A 16,827-nucleotide genomic window follows, 5' to 3' on the forward strand; every position below is an offset into this window, starting at 1 on the left:
TTTGGCTCGCGAGGAGAGTGCTCATGGAGACCATCAAGCTCGCACCTGGCGAAATGGCGCCCGACGAAACCGATTGCATCAAGATCAACGAGACGCCCGAAGGCACGTTCACCCTCGTCGCATCCGCGCTGATGGCGTGCGGAGACGGAGACGACTCGGAATCGGTCGCGCTGGTCAGCAGCGATCCCTACCCCTCCTACGAAGCGGCCGAGAGCGCCGGGCTCGCCTGGGCGCAGGAACATTGCGTCGCCAAGCTGTACATCGAGACCGACGGCGGGCCCGAGCCCGTCCGGACGCCGCGCCCGGACTTTGCGCCCTCGGCGTAACGACGGCGCCGCGGCAAGGCGTGCGGGTTCCTGGGCACGTCTCAGTCCGCCGTGTGGCGCGTGGCGCTGGTCGCGTCGCCGGGAACCGCATGTTTTCGACCTAGGTTCGGTCGGGCATGACACACGGTCGTACACGCCACCCGCTCGCCCTCTCCGCTCTGGCGGCAGCGCTCGCGCTCGCCGCCTGTTCGCCCGCTCCGACGACCGAAAGTCAGGCCGTCGAAAACGGCGAGGCGCCAGCGGTGACCGGCGGCGACGCGGCACCGGCTGCCGCGCCCACACCGCTGCCTTCGTCCCCCTCGGCAACCGCTGCTGACGCGGGCGCGACCACCGGCGGCGACGGATCGGATATCCGCCTGTCTGCACTGTCAACGAGCGACATCTCCGGCGCGAAGCTCGACGGCGAACTGGCGTGCAGCTTCGCCGGACGCGACGGCGCCGCGCTGCTCCACGCCGCGGGCAACGTGGGCTCGTCCGAGCGCGCCTTCGGGGTCGTGAAGCTGGGCGACACCGTCGAGTCGGTCAGCGCACCGGGTGGGTACGACGGCATGCTCCGCGGCACGACCTTTTCGGGACGCGGCAAGACCCTCCGCATCGGCTTGGGTTCGGAAGAGTCCAAGCAGGGCGGCGAATCCCCGCCCCGTGCCGCCACGCTCACCTTCCAGCGGATGGACCGTGCCAGCCGCAGCTACCCTGGAACCTGGACGTGCGGCCCGTGAGGCCGGGCGCGCCCGTCCCTCACCCCGCTCGCGCGACGATCCGTGCGAGCGCACGATCGTCGAGCCGCTCCAGCGCCAGCACGGCTTGGTACGGATCGCCGGCAAGGCCGAGCGCGGCGGCGAACGCCGGTTCGGTCTTGAGCCCGTCCTCGCGCAGAGCGCGCACGGTGCGCGCGAACGGCGCGCCGCCGATTGAGAGTAGGCGCCGCTCCACCACGAAGTGACGCCAGCCGAGCTGCGCCGCCACCGGGCGTGCCTGCCCGAAGAGTTCGAAGATCCAGCCGGCGCCCTCGAAGCGCGCGATCACCGGCCGGTCGCCTCCCTGCCACTGCCACATCGCGAAGCCCTGGCAGCCGCCGAACGCCTGCCACACCGCGGAGGCGAAACAGTCCGGGTCGGGTGCATGGCACAGCACGTCGATGTCGCTGCCCGCAAGCGCCAGACCGAGCGGCGGCGTGCCCGCGACATGCGGATCGAACGCCGCGAGCCGCGCCAGCACGTCCATGCGCGTGAGCGCGTCGCGATAGTCGGGCCTGCCCATACGCCCCCTCTATCCGGCTGCGTCCGGCCCGGACAAACGAAAGGGCGGGGCCGGCATCGCCGACCCCGCCCTTCCGGTACGCAGTTACGCGGTCGCGCTTAGAAGTGCGCGACCAGACCCGCCATCGGGCGGAGGCTGTGGGCGTCGCCGAAGGTGCTGACTTCGCCACGCAGACGGATGCCGGCGTTGCCGGTGATGCCGCCGAGGCCGATGTCCTTCGGACCGACTTCGAAGCCGAGACCGTAGGTCATGGCGTGATAGTCGGGGCTGTCCTTGCCGAACGCGTCGAAGTTCACCCACTGGTAGCCGACCTTGCCGTAGATCAGGCCGCTCTCACCGGCGCGCACACCGGCGCGGCCCGCAACGCCATACTCCCAGTCGATGTCGCCCGAGATGCCCTTGGTCGCGTTGCCTTCGGCACCGACGAACACGGGGCCCAGCGGAACGTTGAAGCCGACGACGCCCTGCACCAGGCTGCCGTCGAGGCGCGCGTCGCGGTTGGCCGACTGCGGGATGCCCGCCGAGTTCGGCTCGTTGTCGAACTGCTCCCAGCCGCCCATGACGGCGACATAGGGGTCGATGCCGAACGCGCGCGTGCCGTCGGGCGCCTCGTCCTGCGCATACGCCGGCAGGGCGACGAAGGCGGCAGCAGCGGCAGCGGCCGCGAGCGTGAACTTACGCATAATCTATACCTCTGTTACTCGTGGATCCGGTGTCATTGGTGCGCCGGCTATCCGAGGCTCCGTTAACCGGTAAGCGTCGGGAATGTTGCAGTGCGATCGTTTCGAGATGACACTCGATCGGCAACCGTGGCGTTTGCGCAACAGTTTCTTGCCGCCAGATGAACGAGCGCGTGAAACTGCGGCGGCTCCGGTGCCGAAAGGTGGCGGGGATGTGGCAACAACGCACTGCCGCTTGGCAACCCCCTCCAACTCGACTCGTCGCGGCTTCGCCCCGGCCGACGGCGTGATTCGGAACCGCCGGCCATCGCAACCGGTTGGCCGCCCCGCATTCCATGGAGGAGAGCCGTCATGTCCAAGACCATCCTGGCCCTTGCCGCCGCCGGCACGCTGCTCGCCAGCCCCGCGCTTGCGGGCGATCGCAACCGGGCGCCCGTCTACTCGGACGCGAACCCGCACTACCTCGACTACAAGACCGACCTCAGCGAGGCGCAGCGCGAACTGCGCAAGGACCTCGCCCGCGCCAACGATCCCGCCGACCGCGAGGACGCCTGGGCCGAGTACCGCCGGGAGGTCGCTGATGCGAAGCACGACTTCCGCAAGGAAATGGCCGAGGAAGGTCGCCCGATCCGTCGCATTCCGCGCGTCACCGTCGAATAGGCGCCCCGCCCGATATACGAAGGGCCCGCCTGCCCCAAGTCGGCAGACGGGCCCTTGTCGTTTGGCCGAGCGGCGATCCGCTTCAGGCCGTACGCGTCCCGGTCATTGGGAAGCTGCCGAACGCGCCGGCGCCGACCTCGCCGGTGATGCTGTCGCCCTCGACCCGCGCGGTGCAGTCGAGCGTCAGCGGCATCGGCACGGTGACCGACACCTTCCAGCTGAGCGTGTCGCCCTCGACATGGCCTTCCTCGATGTCGACCGAGCCCATCGCCCCCGAATAGCTGCCGACCAGGCTGCTGCCTTCCTGCCGGATGGTCAGCGTCGCCCGCTGGTCGCCCAGCGGGGTCTTGGTCACGGTATCCCAGCTGCCGTCGACGTCGCCCATGTCCAGTCCTTCTCTCACTTGCCGCCCGGCGTGGTGCCGACGGACGGTGCCGCGACCACCTCGACGGGCATGCCCAGGCTGTCAAGCTGCGGGCGCACGACCGAGGCATCGCCGACGACGACGTACACGAACTTGTTCGGATCGAGCGCCTTGCGCGCCGCGGCGTTGAGCTGCGGCAGCTGGAAGCCGCGATAGCGATCGGTGATCGTCGCGTAATAATCGTCCGGCCGGCCGAGCAAATCGTTGGTGATCATCGCATCGAGCACCGCGTCCGACGTCTCGAACCGGCCGGTCAGCTCGCGCGTCTCGCCGGTGATCGTGCGGTCGAACTCCTGCTGGGTCATGCCGTTGGTGGTGAGGAACTCGCGCACGTCCTTCTGCACCGCCGCGATCGAATCCCCGGTGCGATCCGCCTGCACCGGCGCGACGATCGCATAGCTCACCGCATGGGGCAGCTGGGTGACCGAGCCGTGCGCGCCGTAGGACCAGTGCTTCTCCTCGCGCAGGTCCATGTTGATCCGCGACAAGAAGTTGCCGCCCAGCGCGTCGTTCGCCGTGTTCAGCGCGAGCAGGTCGTCCGTTCCCTTCTCCGGCGTGAGCTGCGCGCCGTAGATCAGCGACTGCGGCGAGTCCGGCCGGTCGATCAGCACGATGCGCGGGCTCGCCTGCTCGGGCGCCTTGCCGAAGTCCTTCACGCCCGCCTGTCCGGTGGCCCGCCAGTCGCCGAAGCCCTTCTCCAGCGCCGCCTGCACCTCGGCCAGCGGCCGGTCGCTGGTGATGAAGATCTTCGCCTTGTCCGGACGCAGCCAGGCACGGTGGAAGGCGGCGAGATCGGTGCGGGTCAGCGCCTTCACCGCTTCCGGATCGCCGCTGCCCGCCGCCAGCTTCGCATAGGGCGACTGCGTACCGTAGAGCAGCGGCGGCACCGCGCGCATCGCGAGCCCGCTCGGGCTGGTCATCTCCTGCGCGATCCGGGCGAGCTGCACCGCCTTCAGCCGCTCGACCTCGGCAGGCGCGAAGGCGGGGTTGCGCACCACGTCGGCGAGCAGCGCCACGCTGCTCCCCAGATTGGCGCTCGGCCCGCCGAGCCCGACATAGGTGACGTCGGGCGTGCTCGACGAGAAGATCCTGCTGCCGAGCCGCTCCTGCTCCTCCGCCAGCGCGACGGAATCGCGGCTGGTGGTGCCTTCGTCCATCAGCGCGAGCGTCAGCGCCTGGGTGCCGAGCTTGCCCGCCGGATCGGCCGCCGCACCGGCATCGAAGCGCACCGCGACCTGGGTCACGGGCACCGCGGTGCGCTGCGCGTAGACGAGCTCGATGCCGTTCGACAGGCGGCTGCGCTGGATCGCCGGGAAGCTCAGATCCTCGACCTGGCCCACTGCGGGCAGCTGGCCCCGCGTGCCCTTGGCCGGCCCCTCGGCAGCGGCCGGCGTCGGCGCGACCGGCGCTTCGGCGACCTTGGGGGCTGCCTGGGCTTCCTCATACGCATCGCGCGCGCCCGGCTCGACCGTCAGCGCATAGACCGGGCGCGACAGCCACTTGGTCGCCGCCGCCTTGGCGCTCGCCGGCGTCGTCGCCGCGAGCTGCTGGAGCTGCTTCTTGAAGAAATCGGGATCGCCCATGTAGAGCTCGCCCTGCGCCAGCGCGACGGCCTTGCCGCCGAAGCCGCCGACCGACTCCAGCCCCTTCACCGTGCCCGACACGCTCACCGTCGCGACGCGCGCCACCTCCTCGGCGGTCGGCCCGGTTCGCAGGAAGTCGGCCACCACCTGGTCGAGCCGCTGTGCCGCGACCTTGGGGTCGACACCCGGCCGCACGTCCATGCTGATCACGAACATGCCCGCCTGCGCCAGCGTCTGGTTGGACGCGGAGACCGACACCGCCAGCTTCTCCTGCCGCACCAGCACGTTGTCGAGCCGCGAGCTGTCGAGCCCGCCGAGCGCGCCGGCCGCCACGTCCAGCGCGGTCGCATCCGGGCTGTCCATCCCCGGCACCGCCCACATCCGCATCACCCGCGTCGCCGCGACGCGATCCTTCATCACCTCCGCCTTGGCGCTGGCGAGCGTCGGCACCGCGATCTTGGGCCGCAGCGATTCCGGCCCCTTGGGGATCTTGCCGAAATACTTCTGCACCAGCGGCCGTGCCTCGGCCGCGGTGATGTCCCCGGCCAGCACCAGCACCGCGTTGTTCGGGCCATAGTGGCTGCGGAACCAGGTCTTGACGTCCTCCAGGCTCGCCGCGTCCAGGTCCGCCATCGAGCCGATCACCGAATGGTGGTACGGGCTTCCTTCCGGGAACAGCCCCTCGGTCATCTTATAGCGCACCAGACCATAGGGCTGGTTGTCGCCCTGCCGCTTCTCGTTCTGGACGACGCCGCGCTGCTCGTCGAGCACGCCCTGGGTGATCGCGCCGAGCAGATAGCCCATGCGGTCGCTTTCCAGGAACAGCGCCCGCTCGAGCGCCGCCTTGGGCACCGTCTCAAAATAGTTGGTGCGGTCGAACGAAGTGGTGCCGTTGAAGTCGGTCGCCCCCACCTCGCGCAGCGGCGCGAAGAAGTCGCCCGGCGCGTTTTCCGAGCCGTTGAACATCAGATGCTCGAACAGATGCGCGAAGCCCGTCTTGCCGGTGGGCTCGTGCTTCGAACCGACGTCGTACCAGGTCGACACCGCGACGATCGGCGCCTTGCGGTCGGTGTGGACGATCACCGTCAGCCCGTTCGGCATGACGAACTTCTCGAACGGGATGTCCACCGGGCGGATCAGTTCGGCGAGTGGCGCAGCCGGTAACGGTGTCGTGCGCGCCTGTGCGGCGACCGGCGCCGCGCCCGGAGCGGCAACGGCGACCGAACCGGTCGCGAGCGCGGTGGAAGCCGCGAGAAGCAGGGCAAAGGAACGGAGCATGGAACCTCGACGATCCGGAGGGGAAAGCCGAAGCCTATGGGGTGGCGGAGACGCTGACAAAGGAAAAAGTACAGCCTCCCCTAGCTGCTGCGCACGCTCACAAGATGCTGGCTGCCACCGTGCCCCCGCACCCGGCGCACGCGATGGCTGGCTCCTGCCGGCCGTCACCGATAGTTATATACGACGGGCACGATAACTCCGGTACCGTCCACCGCCTTTCCGTTGACCTTCGGCGGATAGACGCGAAAGCCGGGCGATGCCGCCACCGCCGCCGCCCCAAAGCCGCTGCCGGCCGGCGTCTCCTTGACCACCACGCAATCGCGCACGTGCGTGTTCAACAACACCCAGCAGGCGAGATAGACCTTCGCGGAGATGCGCTGCTTACGAAGCGCCGGCGGAACATGCACGTCCAACTCGCGCGGGGTGGGCTCGCGCACCCAGCGAACGGCGGTGACCTTCACCCGTCCGCCGCCGCTGCCGGACCCGACCCCATCCCCGCGGCCAGAGCCTTGCCCTGCCCCGGCAGCGCCGACGCCGCTGCCTTGCGCCTGGCCGGTCGAGGGCGATCCCGCCGGCAACGGCATCGGCTGCATAGGTTGAAGCACTGTCGTCACGTCGATCGCCGGCGAGGGCACGGCGACCTGCGGCGCCGCGATCGGCACCGGCACCGGCGGATTTCCCGCATCGCCACCGCCGCGCGTCGATGTCGGCGGACGCTCGGGCGGCGGTTCGGAGGGTGGCTCGGGCGCCTCGGGAACGGGCGGCGGCGGTGGTGGTGGTGGTGCCACGTCCCAGAGGGTAAGCGCCGGCGCCTCCGGCGGTTGGGGTGGGGGCGGCTGCCGATAGAACCACAGCAGAAGCAGCAGCAAGAGGTGAAGTACCACCGCAGCGCACATCCCGGAGAACCGCTCCCGGGCCGATGTTGTGGGCCGCCGCCCGACGGTCGCTGCATAATTCACGTAAAGGAGTTTAGTCAGCCACGCAGTCCGGTCGCAAGTCATTGCGACAGGAATAGTACGATGTGGAGCACGCCGCGTGTGCTGCCGGCCGACTACACTGCTCCCGCTCCTGCGAAGCGATCGGCCGCTTCGCTCCCGTCGATTCCTCGCCTTCGCACGCCATCGTCTCTAAGAGGCCGCATGCTTCGCCTGCCGCCCCGCCAACTCGCCTATCTGATGCTCGCGGTCGTGATGCTGCTGTGGGCGGGCAATTCGATCGTCGCCCGCGCGGTGCGCGGCGAGATCCCGCCGCTCACACTGGCCTTCTTGCGCTGGTCGCTCGGCTCGCTGGTGTTCCTGCCCTTCTCGCTGCCGCACGTCCTGCGCGAACGGCGCGCGATCCTCGCCGCGTGGAAGCCGATCCTGCTGCTCGGGCTGCTCGGCGTCGCCGCGTTCAACGCCTTCCTCTATTCGGGGCTGCGCCACACCAGCGCGAGCAACGGGCTGCTCCTCCAGGCGGCGATCCCGGCGCTGGTGCTGGCGTTCAACCGGCTGCTGTTCCGCGTCCGGCCGGAGCGCGGCGACCTGATCGGCGTCGCGCTGGCGGTCCTCGGCGTCGCCGTCATAATGTTTCGCGGCGATCTGGCGGCGATCGCCGGACTGGCGTTCGGGCGCGGCGACCTGCTGGTGCTGTGCGCGGTGGTCGCCTGGGCGCTCTACACCACGCTGCTCCGGCTCCGCCCGGCGATCCATCCGGCAAGCTTCCTCGCGGTGACCTTCCTGATCGGCGCGGCGACGATGGGCGTGCTCGCGATCACCGAATGGCAGGAAGTCGTGGCGATCCGCTGGACGCCGGCGACGCTCGCCGCGGTCGGCTATGTCGCGATCTTCCCCTCGGTGATCGCCTATGCGCTGTTCAATGCCGCGGTGCAGACGCTGGGCGCCGGCAAGGCGGGCCAGGCGATCACGCTGATGCCGCTGTTCGGCGCCTTTCTCGCCGCCGCGACGCTCGGCGAGGCGCTGCTGCCGTTCCACTGGGTCGGCATGGCCTGCATCCTGGGCGGCATCCTGGTGTCGGCGGTCAGCCTTCCCCGCCGGGGGTGACGGCCAGCGCCGAGACGCTCAGTCCCCTTCCACGCCCGAGAAAGCCTCGTTTTCGACGAAGCCGATCGGGAAGCGCTCCCCCGCCCCGGCGGCGCCCAGGATCTTGAGCACCGCCTGCATGCAGGCCGGGTCGGCCTTGGCATCGGGCTCGAAGCGCACTTCGCGGTGGGTCGCCGCCCATTGCCCGGTGGCGGTGCGCAACGTCTCGAGCGTCCCCGCCGCGCCGTCGATCGCCGGCTGGCACGGTCCCGCCGGCACGACCAGCTTGACCGGCTCGGCTGGCGCGGCATCCTGCGCCGCGAGCAGCATCATCAACGCGAACGTCCACATAGCACACCTCTTGTGTTGCACATTGGCAACACCATCTTGCTTCCCGAAAGTAACAGGGATTCGTCATGAACCTAGAGAAATTCACCGATCGCGCGAAGGGCTTCCTCCAGGCCGCGCAGACCGTCGCCATCCGCCTCAACCACCAGCGCATCGCGCCCGAACATCTGTTGAAGGCGCTGCTCGACGACGATCAGGGCATGGCCGCCGGGCTGATCCAGAAGGCCGGCGGCGACGCCCGCCGTGCCGTTGCCGATACCGACGCCGCGCTCGCGAAGGTCCCGGCGGTGTCGGGCAGCGGGGCGCAGCAGACCCCGGGCCTCGACAACGACGCGGTGCGGGTGCTCGACCAGGCCGAACAGGTCGCGCAGAAAGCCGGCGACAGCTATGTCACCGTCGAGCGGCTGCTGCTGGCGCTCGTCCTCTCCCCCACCACGGCCGCGGGCAAGGCGCTTGCCGCCGCCGGCGTGAAGGCGGACGCGCTCAACACCGCGATCAACGACCTGCGCGGCGGCCGCAGCGCCGACACCGCAACTGCCGAAGACCGCTACGATGCGCTCAAGAAGTTCGCCCGCGACCTCACAGAGGCGGCGCGCGCCGGCAAGCTCGATCCCGTCATCGGCCGCGACGAGGAAATCCGCCGCACCGTCCAGATCCTCGCCCGCCGCACCAAGAACAATCCGGTGCTGATCGGCGAACCGGGCGTCGGCAAGACCGCGATCGCCGAAGGCCTTGCGCTGCGCATCGCCAATGGCGACGTGCCCGATACGCTCAAGGACCGCACGCTGATGGCGCTCGACATGGGCAGCCTCATCGCCGGCGCGAAATATCGCGGCGAGTTCGAGGAGCGGCTGAAGGGCGTGCTCGACGAGGTGAAGGGCGCCGAGGGCCAGATCATCCTCTTCATCGACGAGATGCACACGCTGATCGGCGCGGGCAAATCGGAAGGCGCGATGGACGCCGGCAATCTGCTCAAGCCCGCCCTTGCCCGCGGCGAGCTCCATTGCATCGGCGCCACGACGCTCGACGAATATCGCAAATATGTCGAGAAGGACCCTGCGCTCCAGCGCCGCTTCCAGCCCGTGTTCGTCGGCGAACCGACGGTCGAGGACACCATTTCGATCCTGCGCGGCCTCAAGGAGAAGTACGAGCTCCACCACGGCGTGCGCATCACCGACGGCGCGCTGGTGTCGGCGGCGACGCTGTCGAACCGCTACATCACCGACCGCTTCCTGCCCGACAAGGCGATCGACCTGATGGACGAAGCCGCCTCGCGCATCCGCATGGAGGTGGAGTCCAAGCCCGAGGAGATCGAGGCCCTCGACCGCCGCATCATCCAGCTCAAGATCGAGCGCGAGGCGCTGCGCCGCGAGAGCGACGCCGCCTCGCAGGACCGGCTCGCGAGCCTTGAGGAAGAACTCGCCAACCTCGAACAGCAGTCGGCCGAACTCACCACCCGCTGGCAGGGCGAGAAGGACAAGATCGGCGCCGAGGCGAAGCTGAAGGAACAGCTCGACGCCGCCCGGCTCGAACTGGAGCAGGCGCAGCGCCAGGGCGACTTGGCGCGTGCCGGCGAGTTGTCCTACGGCCGCATCCCCGCGCTCACCCGTCAGCTGGAGGACGCGCAGAGCCAGACCAAGGGCGCGATGCTGCGCGAGGAGGTCACCGCCGACGACATCGCCGGCGTGGTCAGCCGCTGGACCGGCATCCCCGTCGACCGCATGCTCGAAGGCCAGCGCGAAAAGCTGCTCGCGATGGAAGAACAGCTCGGCAAGCGCGTGATCGGCCAGTCCGAGGCGGTGCGCGCCGTCTCGACCGCCGTCCGCCGCAGCCGCGCCGGGCTACAGGACCCGAACCGGCCGCTGGGCTCGTTCCTGTTTCTGGGACCGACGGGCGTCGGCAAGACCGAGCTCACCAAGGCGCTCGCCGAGTTCCTGTTCGACGATCCCAACGCAATGGTGCGCATCGACATGAGCGAGTTCATGGAGAAGCACGCGGTCGCGCGGCTGATCGGCGCCCCGCCGGGCTATGTCGGATACGAGGAAGGCGGCGTGCTGACCGAGGCGGTCCGCCGCCGGCCCTATCAGGTGGTGCTGTTCGACGAAGTCGAAAAGGCGCACGGCGACGTGTTCAACGTGCTGCTGCAGGTGCTCGACGACGGCCGGCTGACCGACGGCCAGGGCCGCACGGTCGACTTCTCCAACACGATCATCATCCTAACCTCGAACCTCGGCAGCCAGTATCTGACCAACTTGGGCGAGGGTCAGTCGGTCGACGACGTCGAGCCGCAGGTGATGGAGGTGGTCCGCAGCCACTTCCGCCCGGAATTCCTCAACCGGCTGGATGAGATCATCCTGTTCCACCGGCTGGGCAGCGCGCACATGGCGCCGATCGTCGACATCCAGGTCGGCCGCGTCGCGAAGCTGCTGGCCGATCGCACGATCGCCATCCACCTGACCGACGGCGCCCGCGACTGGCTCGGCCGCGTCGGCTACGACCCGGTCTACGGCGCGCGTCCGCTAAAGCGCGCCGTGCAGCGCTACCTCCAGGACCCGCTTGCCGACCTGATCCTCAAGGGCGAGGTGAAGGACGGGTCGAGCGTGACGGTGGAAGAGGGCGAAGGCGCGCTGCGGTTAAGCGTCTCCTGACGCGAACAGGCAGAAAAAAGGGGCGCTTCCGGAAGGAAGCGCCCCGACAGGCTTGTTTCAGATCGGTTTAGAAGTCGACCTTGGCACCGACGCGGATGAACCGGCCGACAGCATTTGGCTGTGCCCATGCCGGGTTGTACCGGGGCGTGCCGTAGGCAGCGCTCACGTCGAGCGGCGCCTTGATGTCCAGCACGTTGAGAACGTTGGTGAAGAGCGAGAAGCTGTCGCTTACCTTCACGTTCGCGGTCAGGTCGAAGTTCCACACCGCCTTCGAACGGCACTGCACCGGCGTGTTGTTGCCCTTGTAGCCCTTGATGCCCTGGCCGTTGACGAAGGTGCAGTCGTCCTCGCCGTAATCCACCGCGTTCAGATCGAACGGGCTGGTGTAGTAGACCACACCAGTCAGGCTGAAGTCCCCGAATGCCAGCGTGTTCTGCCAAGACCCGCGCCACCGCGGAGATCCCGAGCAGGACGTATAGTCGCACGGGCTGAGGGTACCGGCATACTTGTACTTCGTGCCGTTCGAAAAGAAGTCGTACTTCAGCAGATAGGTCGCTTCGAACGAGCTGGTCAGTGTGACGCTGTCCGTCAGGTTGAAGTGGACATTTGCGCCGAAATCGATGCCCGCGACTTCCTGACTGTCCGCATTCCGGTAGGACGACTGCAAGAATCCAAGCAGCGGCAAGGCTCCAGGGTTCAGTGGATCAGCAACGCCAGGGATTGCAATCACGCCAGGCACGTCGACTACACCATTGTTGGTGTAGTACTGGCGCGTCGCCTCTTCGATCGCTTCAGGCGAAATGCCAGAAATGAGATCCTTCACCTTGATGTTGAAGTAGTCCACGGTGAAGCTGACATTGCGGATCGGTTCGAACACGACACCAGCCGTGATGCTGCGCGACTTCTCCGGGTCGAGTGCGGGATTGCCAACGCTGGTGGTTCCCACAGAGTACGGACCGGTAACATACGCGTTGTTCTGGTGCGAAGCACAGAACGCCGCATAGGTCGTGCAGTTGACCGTGCTGTTGCTGTAGCCGGTCGTCGGAAGACCGAATGCCTCGTTGAAGCTCGGAATGCGGAACCCACGCGACCACGTTCCGCGAATTGCGAGCTGACGCACCGGAGTGAACTTGACGCCGACCTTCGGGGAGAAGTTGGACTGACCAGACGAGTAGTCGTCGTATCGGCCGCTGCCGTTGACTTCGAGAACGTCCAGGATCGGCGCGCCGATTTCGAAGAACGCGGACTTGACGTTGCGTGATCCGATCGCCCCGACCGCGTTCAGCGTATAATAGCGATCGTAGGGATTGGAGATGTTCTCAGGATTCGCACTGGGGTTATCGATCGACTCGTGCCGGTAAGCGACGCCGACAGCGGCCTGGAGGTCGCCACCCGGCAGCGCGAAGAGCTTGCGCCCAATTGTCGCTTGGAACTGCCAAAGGTCCGAGTTGGAAGTCGTGCGGTTCTCGGGAGCGATGAAGTCGCGAATTTCCTCCGAGTTCAGTCCCTGATTGTAGAAGTTGTACGTACCCTGAGCGACCACCGTCGCGATACGCTGCGGGATGAGGTAGTTGTTCTGGACGATATCGAGCTTGACGTTCGACGCGGTGAAGTCAGCCGAGTAGGTCCAGTCGTCGCCGAAGCTCCCCGAAATGCCTGCGGCGCCGCGAAGCGATCGCGCGTTCGACTCGATACGAGTCGGACGGTCATACCGGCCACGAAGGATCGCATTGCTGCCAGCCGCAGCAAAGGGGTTGTTCGGATTAAGCGTTCCGTTCGCCGCCGTGCAGCCCGTACTGACGTTCACACCGCCGCTAAACGACCCGATGCCGGCGCCGCAGACATAAACCGGGAGAACGACCGGGTTAAGCAACACCGTGCCAGGCGGAGGTGTCTGGTTGTTGAAAGCGCCTGCCGCCGCAGTGGTCACCGTGTTGACGTTGTAATAGGCGCCACTGAAGTAGGCCTGTGCTTGATCACCGACGTTAACGGTGGCGCGAGCCACGAAGCCATACCGCTCCTGCTCCGGCTGGATGGTGCTGTACTGGGCGCGCAGATCCTGTTGGCACTGCTGAGCCGCATAGGTCGGTACACCCGCTAGCGCTCCGGTACCGGTCTGCTGCTGCCCGGGGGTAAGCGTCACAGGAGTGAGACCGGGAGCGACGGCGCAACCCAGTTCGGTGTTCAGCAGGCGGTAGGTGCCGGTCCGCGTACCGGTGATGGTGGACGGTGCAACCAGCGCAGCCGTGGTCGTGGTTCCGGTGCCGAGCGTTCCGTCGGCATTGATACCGAACTGAACGCCGTTGGGCATGCAGATCGTGCTGCTTCCATCGAGGCAGATCCGGCTGAGGTCTGCCGTTCCGATCGGATAGCTACGATCGCGCGCCATGATACGGGCGGTCTTCTGATACTCTCCGTTCACATAGACGTTGAAGCCCTGCTCCTGCAAGTCGCCATAGCCCGTCGTCAGATCGAAGCGTTGCTCCGAACCGTCGCCTCGGCTGGTGATGCCGGACGAACCGTTAGCATGAACGCCTTGGACTTCCTTCTTCATGATCACGTTGACGACGCCTGCGATGGCATCCGCGCCATAGGTCGAAGACGCGCCGTCACGTAGGATCTCGATGCGGTCGACGACCGCGTTGGGGATCGTGTTCAGATCGACGAAGTTGCGGTGACCATCGTCTGCGAGCGGATAGGGAGCCATCCGGAGCCCGTCGAAAACGGTCAGCGTCGACTGAACCGTCAGCCCACGCAGCGAAACCGCGTTTGCGCCGGTGGCGAAGTTGCTGCCGTTGTTCCATCCCTGCGTGATGGTGCCTGCGCCGTTCGCCGAGACGCGTTGAACAGCCTCTGCGACAGTGTTGATGCCGCGCTGCGCCAGCGACTCCGCACTGAGCACGCTAACCGGAGACGGCGTCTCCGCGTCGGTACGACGCAGAATCGAGCCCGTGACGACGATATCGGCGCCAGTCGTCTCGGTCGCGGTCTCCTGCGGCGCTGGCGCAAGCGCCGTCGTCGCCTCGTCAGGAGCCACCGTCGTCGAGGTCTGAGCGAACGCCGGCGTCGCTACGCCAACGAACACGAGCGCCGACAATGCAGTCGTGCCGCGCAAAACGGAGCGCTTCTGGAAAGAGCTGATCAAGTTGGTGCCCCCCTAACAATCCGCAGGATACTGCCGATCTCAGATCATGCCGGGCATCCTCATGCCCGCATTCCTTAGGGATGACCTTCAGCCCCGGGACTGTAAAGAAAGTTGCACCGACCGTGAAATTTTCTTTCGCGGTTGTAGCAGAAACGCAACATGGCGGCGCACCATCCACGAGCGCAGTGCCCCCTCAGATGAAACTCGCGCGCAGCCCGTCGATCACGAACTGCGATGCCAACGCCGCCAGCAGCACGCCCAGCACGCGGGTGATCACCGCCTCGATCTTGTCGCCGAGCAGCCGCATCAGCGGGCCGGCGGCGAGCAGCGCGATCAGCATCACGACCAGGATGGTGGCCAGCGCGCCCATCACCACCAGCTTTTCGGTCGTGCCGTCGGTCTGGCCCATCAGCAGCATGATACTGGCGATCGAGCCGGGCCCGGCGATCATCGGCATCGCCATCGGGAAGATCGAGACGTCCTCCACCTCCTCGGTCTCGATGATCTTGGCGGCGCGGTCCTCGCGGCGCTGGGTGCGTTTTTCGAACACCATCTCCAGCGCGATCAGGAACAGCATGATCCCGCCGGCGATGCGGAAGCTGTCGAGGCTGATGCCCAGCGCATGGAGCAGCCCGCGCCCGAACAGCGCGAACACCAGCAGGATCGCCGCCGAGGTCAGCACCGCGCGCAGCGCCATGCTGCGACGCTGGGCGCCGCTCGCGCCCGCCGTCAGCCCCGCGTAGATCGGCGCGCAGCCGGGCGGGTCGATCACCACGAAGAAGGTGATCAGCGATGAGACGAACAGCTCGAGCATGGGGGGAGCCTTAGAGGTCCTTCGAGAAACCGCGCAAGCGCGATTTCTATGCGGCGCCGGCCCGCCCCCCCGCCCGGCCACCCAACGGCAGTATTCTATGGGTGGCCGGGCGGGGGAGTGGGCCGGCGCCGCCTCAGCGCTCTAGAGCGCGGCGTCGTCGAGCGGCACGCCGGTGCGGCGATGGGCGGCGACCAGCGTGTTGCGCAGCAGCACGGCGATCGTCATCGGCCCCACCCCGCCCGGCACCGGCGTGATCGCGCCCGCGACCTCGCGTGCAGAGGCGAAGTCGACGTCGCCGACGAGGCCGGTGTCGACGCGGTTGATGCCCACGTCGATCACCGTCGCACCGGGCTTGAGCCACTCGCCGCGCACGAAGTTGGGACGCCCGACCGCGGCGACGACGATGTCGGCCCGGCCGACGTGCGCCGCCAGGTCGCGGGTGCGCGAGTGCGCCAGCGTCACCGTCGCGCTGTCGGCGGTGAGCAGCGCCGCCATCGGCTTGCCGACGATGTTCGAGCGGCCGATCACCACCGCTTCCTTGCCCGACAGGTCGCCCAGCCGGTCGCGCAGCAGCATCAGGCAGCCGAGCGGCGTACACGGCACGAACCCCGGCAGCCCGGAGGCGAGCCGCCCCGCGTTGACCGGGTGGAAGCCGTCGACGTCCTTGTCCGGATCGATGCGCAGCAGCACCGCGTCCGCGTCGAGGTGGCGCGGCAGCGGCAGCTGGACGAGGATGCCGTCGACCGCCGGATCGGCGTTGAGCGTGTCAACCAGCGCCTCCAGCGTCGCCTGATCGGTGTCGGCGGGCAGGCGATGCTCGAAGCTCGCCATGCCGGCGGCGACCGTCGCCTTGCCCTTGGAGCGGACGTAGACGGCGGAGGCGGGATCCTCGCCCACCAGCACCACCGCCAGACCGGCAGGACGTCCGGCGGCTTGCGCGAACCGCGCCGCCGCCTCGCCTACCCGGGTCCGCAATTCGGCCGCAAAGGCCTTTCCGTCGATGATCTCAGCGCTCATGCCCCGCCGCATAGAGGGTCGCGGCCGTCTGTGCCAGCGCCGCGGCATCGCCTTCGACCCGCAGCCGCTTGATCCGGCTGGTGTCGCCGGCGACCAGCGTCACCGCGCGTTTGGGCACGCCGAAGCTGCGCGCGACCAGCTGGACCAGTGCGGCGTTGGCGGCACCCTCGACCGGCGGCGCGGTGAGCCGCGCGGCGAAATGCCCGGCATCGCTGCCGGCGAAGGCCTCGCGCGAGGCTCTGGGCGTCACGCGCACGGCGATGCGGATGCCCGCCGCGTCGGGCGACCAGGCCGGCCGCCCGCGCATCATATCGCGTAGGGTAGCGTCGCGCGATAGAGCGCCGGCAGCACGATCGTCTGGAGGATGCCCATCGTCACCAGCACCGCCATCGGCGCCAGGTCGATCGCACCCAGATCGGGCAGGATGCGGCGGAACGGACGGTAGATCGGCTCGGTGATCGCGTTGAGGGTACGCCAGACGCTGCGCACGAAATCGCTGTGCGTGTTGATGACGTTGAAGGCGATCAGGATCGACAGCACGAACTGCGCGATGATGATCCACCACAACACGGTCAGCAGATAGCTGATGATCTCGATCAGGACATTCAACGGTGCGGCTCCGA

The 16,827-nt window shown here is 67.9% G+C and carries 16 protein-coding genes; 5 read left to right on the top strand and 11 right to left on the bottom strand.

The genetic code is table 11. The features are described from left to right. Positions 1–23: 23 nt before the first annotated feature. Positions 24–326, top strand: coding sequence for a hypothetical protein (locus tag ACBY01_RS08515; RefSeq protein ID WP_416460375.1), 303 nt, complete (start codon positions 24–26; stop codon positions 324–326). 116 nt (positions 327–442) lie between these two features. Beyond that, positions 443–1,045 (top strand): hypothetical protein, encoded by a 603-nt coding sequence (locus tag ACBY01_RS08520; protein WP_416460376.1) that lies wholly within the window; start codon positions 443–445, stop codon positions 1,043–1,045. A 19-nt stretch (positions 1,046–1,064) separates the two neighbouring features. Here ACBY01_RS08520 and ACBY01_RS08525 read toward each other — a convergent pair whose 3' ends face one another. Next, positions 1,065–1,586 carry a DUF4269 domain-containing protein gene (locus ACBY01_RS08525; protein ID WP_416460377.1) on the bottom strand — a complete coding sequence of 174 codons (522 nt, stop codon included), beginning with the start codon at positions 1,584–1,586 and terminating at the stop codon, positions 1,065–1,067. Between the two features lie 98 nt (positions 1,587–1,684). Next, positions 1,685–2,269, bottom strand: coding sequence for an outer membrane protein (locus tag ACBY01_RS08530; protein ID WP_416460378.1), 585 nt, complete (start codon positions 2,267–2,269; stop codon positions 1,685–1,687). A 348-nt stretch (positions 2,270–2,617) separates the two neighbouring features. Between ACBY01_RS08530 and ACBY01_RS08535 the strand changes: the two genes are divergently transcribed. Next, entirely contained in the window at positions 2,618–2,926 is a 309-nt protein-coding gene (locus ACBY01_RS08535) for a hypothetical protein (protein WP_416460379.1), read from the top strand. A gap of 82 nt (positions 2,927–3,008) precedes the next feature. Here ACBY01_RS08535 and ACBY01_RS08540 read toward each other — a convergent pair whose 3' ends face one another. From ACBY01_RS08540 to ACBY01_RS08550, 3 genes are all read right to left on the bottom strand, one after another. Next, a complete protein-coding gene (locus ACBY01_RS08540) occupies positions 3,009–3,311 on the bottom strand; it encodes a hypothetical protein (protein ID WP_416460380.1) in 303 nt (100 codons plus the stop codon). 14 nt (positions 3,312–3,325) lie between these two features. Continuing rightward, entirely contained in the window at positions 3,326–6,211 is a 2,886-nt protein-coding gene (locus ACBY01_RS08545) for a M16 family metallopeptidase (protein WP_416460381.1), read from the bottom strand. A 164-nt stretch (positions 6,212–6,375) separates the two neighbouring features. Beyond that, positions 6,376–7,080, bottom strand: coding sequence for an energy transducer TonB (locus tag ACBY01_RS08550; protein WP_416460382.1), 705 nt, complete (start codon positions 7,078–7,080; stop codon positions 6,376–6,378). Between the two features lie 270 nt (positions 7,081–7,350). Between ACBY01_RS08550 and ACBY01_RS08555 the strand changes: the two genes are divergently transcribed. Continuing rightward, positions 7,351–8,253 carry a DMT family transporter gene (locus ACBY01_RS08555; RefSeq protein ID WP_416460383.1) on the top strand — a complete coding sequence of 301 codons (903 nt, stop codon included), beginning with the start codon at positions 7,351–7,353 and terminating at the stop codon, positions 8,251–8,253. 18 nt (positions 8,254–8,271) lie between these two features. Here ACBY01_RS08555 and ACBY01_RS08560 read toward each other — a convergent pair whose 3' ends face one another. Beyond that, complete coding sequence (locus ACBY01_RS08560) at positions 8,272–8,583, bottom strand: hypothetical protein (protein WP_416460384.1); 312 nt, start codon at positions 8,581–8,583, stop codon at positions 8,272–8,274. Positions 8,584–8,648: 65 nt separating this feature from the next. Here ACBY01_RS08560 and clpB point away from each other — a divergent pair, with 65 nt between their 5' ends. After that, on the top strand, positions 8,649–11,228 hold the full coding sequence (gene clpB / locus ACBY01_RS08565; RefSeq protein WP_416460385.1) for an ATP-dependent chaperone ClpB: 2,580 nt from the start codon (positions 8,649–8,651) through the stop codon (positions 11,226–11,228). Between the two features lie 67 nt (positions 11,229–11,295). On the opposite strand, the gene ACBY01_RS08570 is transcribed toward clpB, so the two are convergent. From ACBY01_RS08570 to ACBY01_RS08590, 5 genes are all read right to left on the bottom strand, one after another. Next, complete coding sequence (locus ACBY01_RS08570) at positions 11,296–14,373, bottom strand: TonB-dependent receptor plug domain-containing protein (RefSeq protein ID WP_416460386.1); 3,078 nt, start codon at positions 14,371–14,373, stop codon at positions 11,296–11,298. A gap of 193 nt (positions 14,374–14,566) precedes the next feature. Further along, on the bottom strand, positions 14,567–15,187 hold the full coding sequence (locus tag ACBY01_RS08575) for a MarC family protein (RefSeq protein WP_416460387.1): 621 nt from the start codon (positions 15,185–15,187) through the stop codon (positions 14,567–14,569). Between the two features lie 141 nt (positions 15,188–15,328). Beyond that, positions 15,329–16,204, bottom strand: coding sequence for a bifunctional methylenetetrahydrofolate dehydrogenase/methenyltetrahydrofolate cyclohydrolase FolD (gene folD, locus ACBY01_RS08580; RefSeq protein ID WP_416460388.1), 876 nt, complete (start codon positions 16,202–16,204; stop codon positions 15,329–15,331). Continuing rightward, positions 16,194–16,514: a DUF167 domain-containing protein gene (locus ACBY01_RS08585; RefSeq protein ID WP_416460389.1), complete on the bottom strand. Its 321-nt coding sequence runs from the start codon at positions 16,512–16,514 to the stop codon at positions 16,194–16,196. The genes folD and ACBY01_RS08585 overlap by 11 nt, the downstream gene beginning before the upstream one ends. Next, on the bottom strand, positions 16,511–16,813 hold the full coding sequence (locus ACBY01_RS08590; protein WP_416460390.1) for a YggT family protein: 303 nt from the start codon (positions 16,811–16,813) through the stop codon (positions 16,511–16,513). The genes ACBY01_RS08585 and ACBY01_RS08590 overlap by 4 nt, the downstream gene beginning before the upstream one ends. Positions 16,814–16,827: the final 14 nt, after the last annotated feature.

This window comes from Sphingomonas mangrovi, assembly GCF_047975845.1.
In the GTDB taxonomy this organism is placed as follows: Bacteria; Pseudomonadota; Alphaproteobacteria; order Sphingomonadales; family Sphingomonadaceae; genus Sphingomonas.

Coding starts and splice junctions, on each gene's coding strand:
- ACBY01_RS08515 (WP_416460375.1), top strand. CDS start 24: ATGGAGACCATCAAGCTCGCACCTGGCGAAATGGCGCCCGACGAAACC.
- ACBY01_RS08520 (WP_416460376.1), top strand. CDS start 443: ATGACACACGGTCGTACACGCCACCCGCTCGCCCTCTCCGCTCTGGCG.
- ACBY01_RS08525 (WP_416460377.1), bottom strand. CDS start 1,586: ATGGGCAGGCCCGACTATCGCGACGCGCTCACGCGCATGGACGTGCTG.
- ACBY01_RS08530 (WP_416460378.1), bottom strand. CDS start 2,269: ATGCGTAAGTTCACGCTCGCGGCCGCTGCCGCTGCTGCCGCCTTCGTC.
- ACBY01_RS08535 (WP_416460379.1), top strand. CDS start 2,618: ATGTCCAAGACCATCCTGGCCCTTGCCGCCGCCGGCACGCTGCTCGCC.
- ACBY01_RS08540 (WP_416460380.1), bottom strand. CDS start 3,311: ATGGGCGACGTCGACGGCAGCTGGGATACCGTGACCAAGACCCCGCTG.
- ACBY01_RS08545 (WP_416460381.1), bottom strand. CDS start 6,211: ATGCTCCGTTCCTTTGCCCTGCTTCTCGCGGCTTCCACCGCGCTCGCG.
- ACBY01_RS08555 (WP_416460383.1), top strand. CDS start 7,351: ATGCTTCGCCTGCCGCCCCGCCAACTCGCCTATCTGATGCTCGCGGTC.
- ACBY01_RS08560 (WP_416460384.1), bottom strand. CDS start 8,583: ATGTGGACGTTCGCGTTGATGATGCTGCTCGCGGCGCAGGATGCCGCG.
- clpB (WP_416460385.1), top strand. CDS start 8,649: ATGAACCTAGAGAAATTCACCGATCGCGCGAAGGGCTTCCTCCAGGCC.
- ACBY01_RS08575 (WP_416460387.1), bottom strand. CDS start 15,187: ATGCTCGAGCTGTTCGTCTCATCGCTGATCACCTTCTTCGTGGTGATC.
- folD (WP_416460388.1), bottom strand. CDS start 16,204: ATGAGCGCTGAGATCATCGACGGAAAGGCCTTTGCGGCCGAATTGCGG.
- ACBY01_RS08585 (WP_416460389.1), bottom strand. CDS start 16,514: ATGATGCGCGGGCGGCCGGCCTGGTCGCCCGACGCGGCGGGCATCCGC.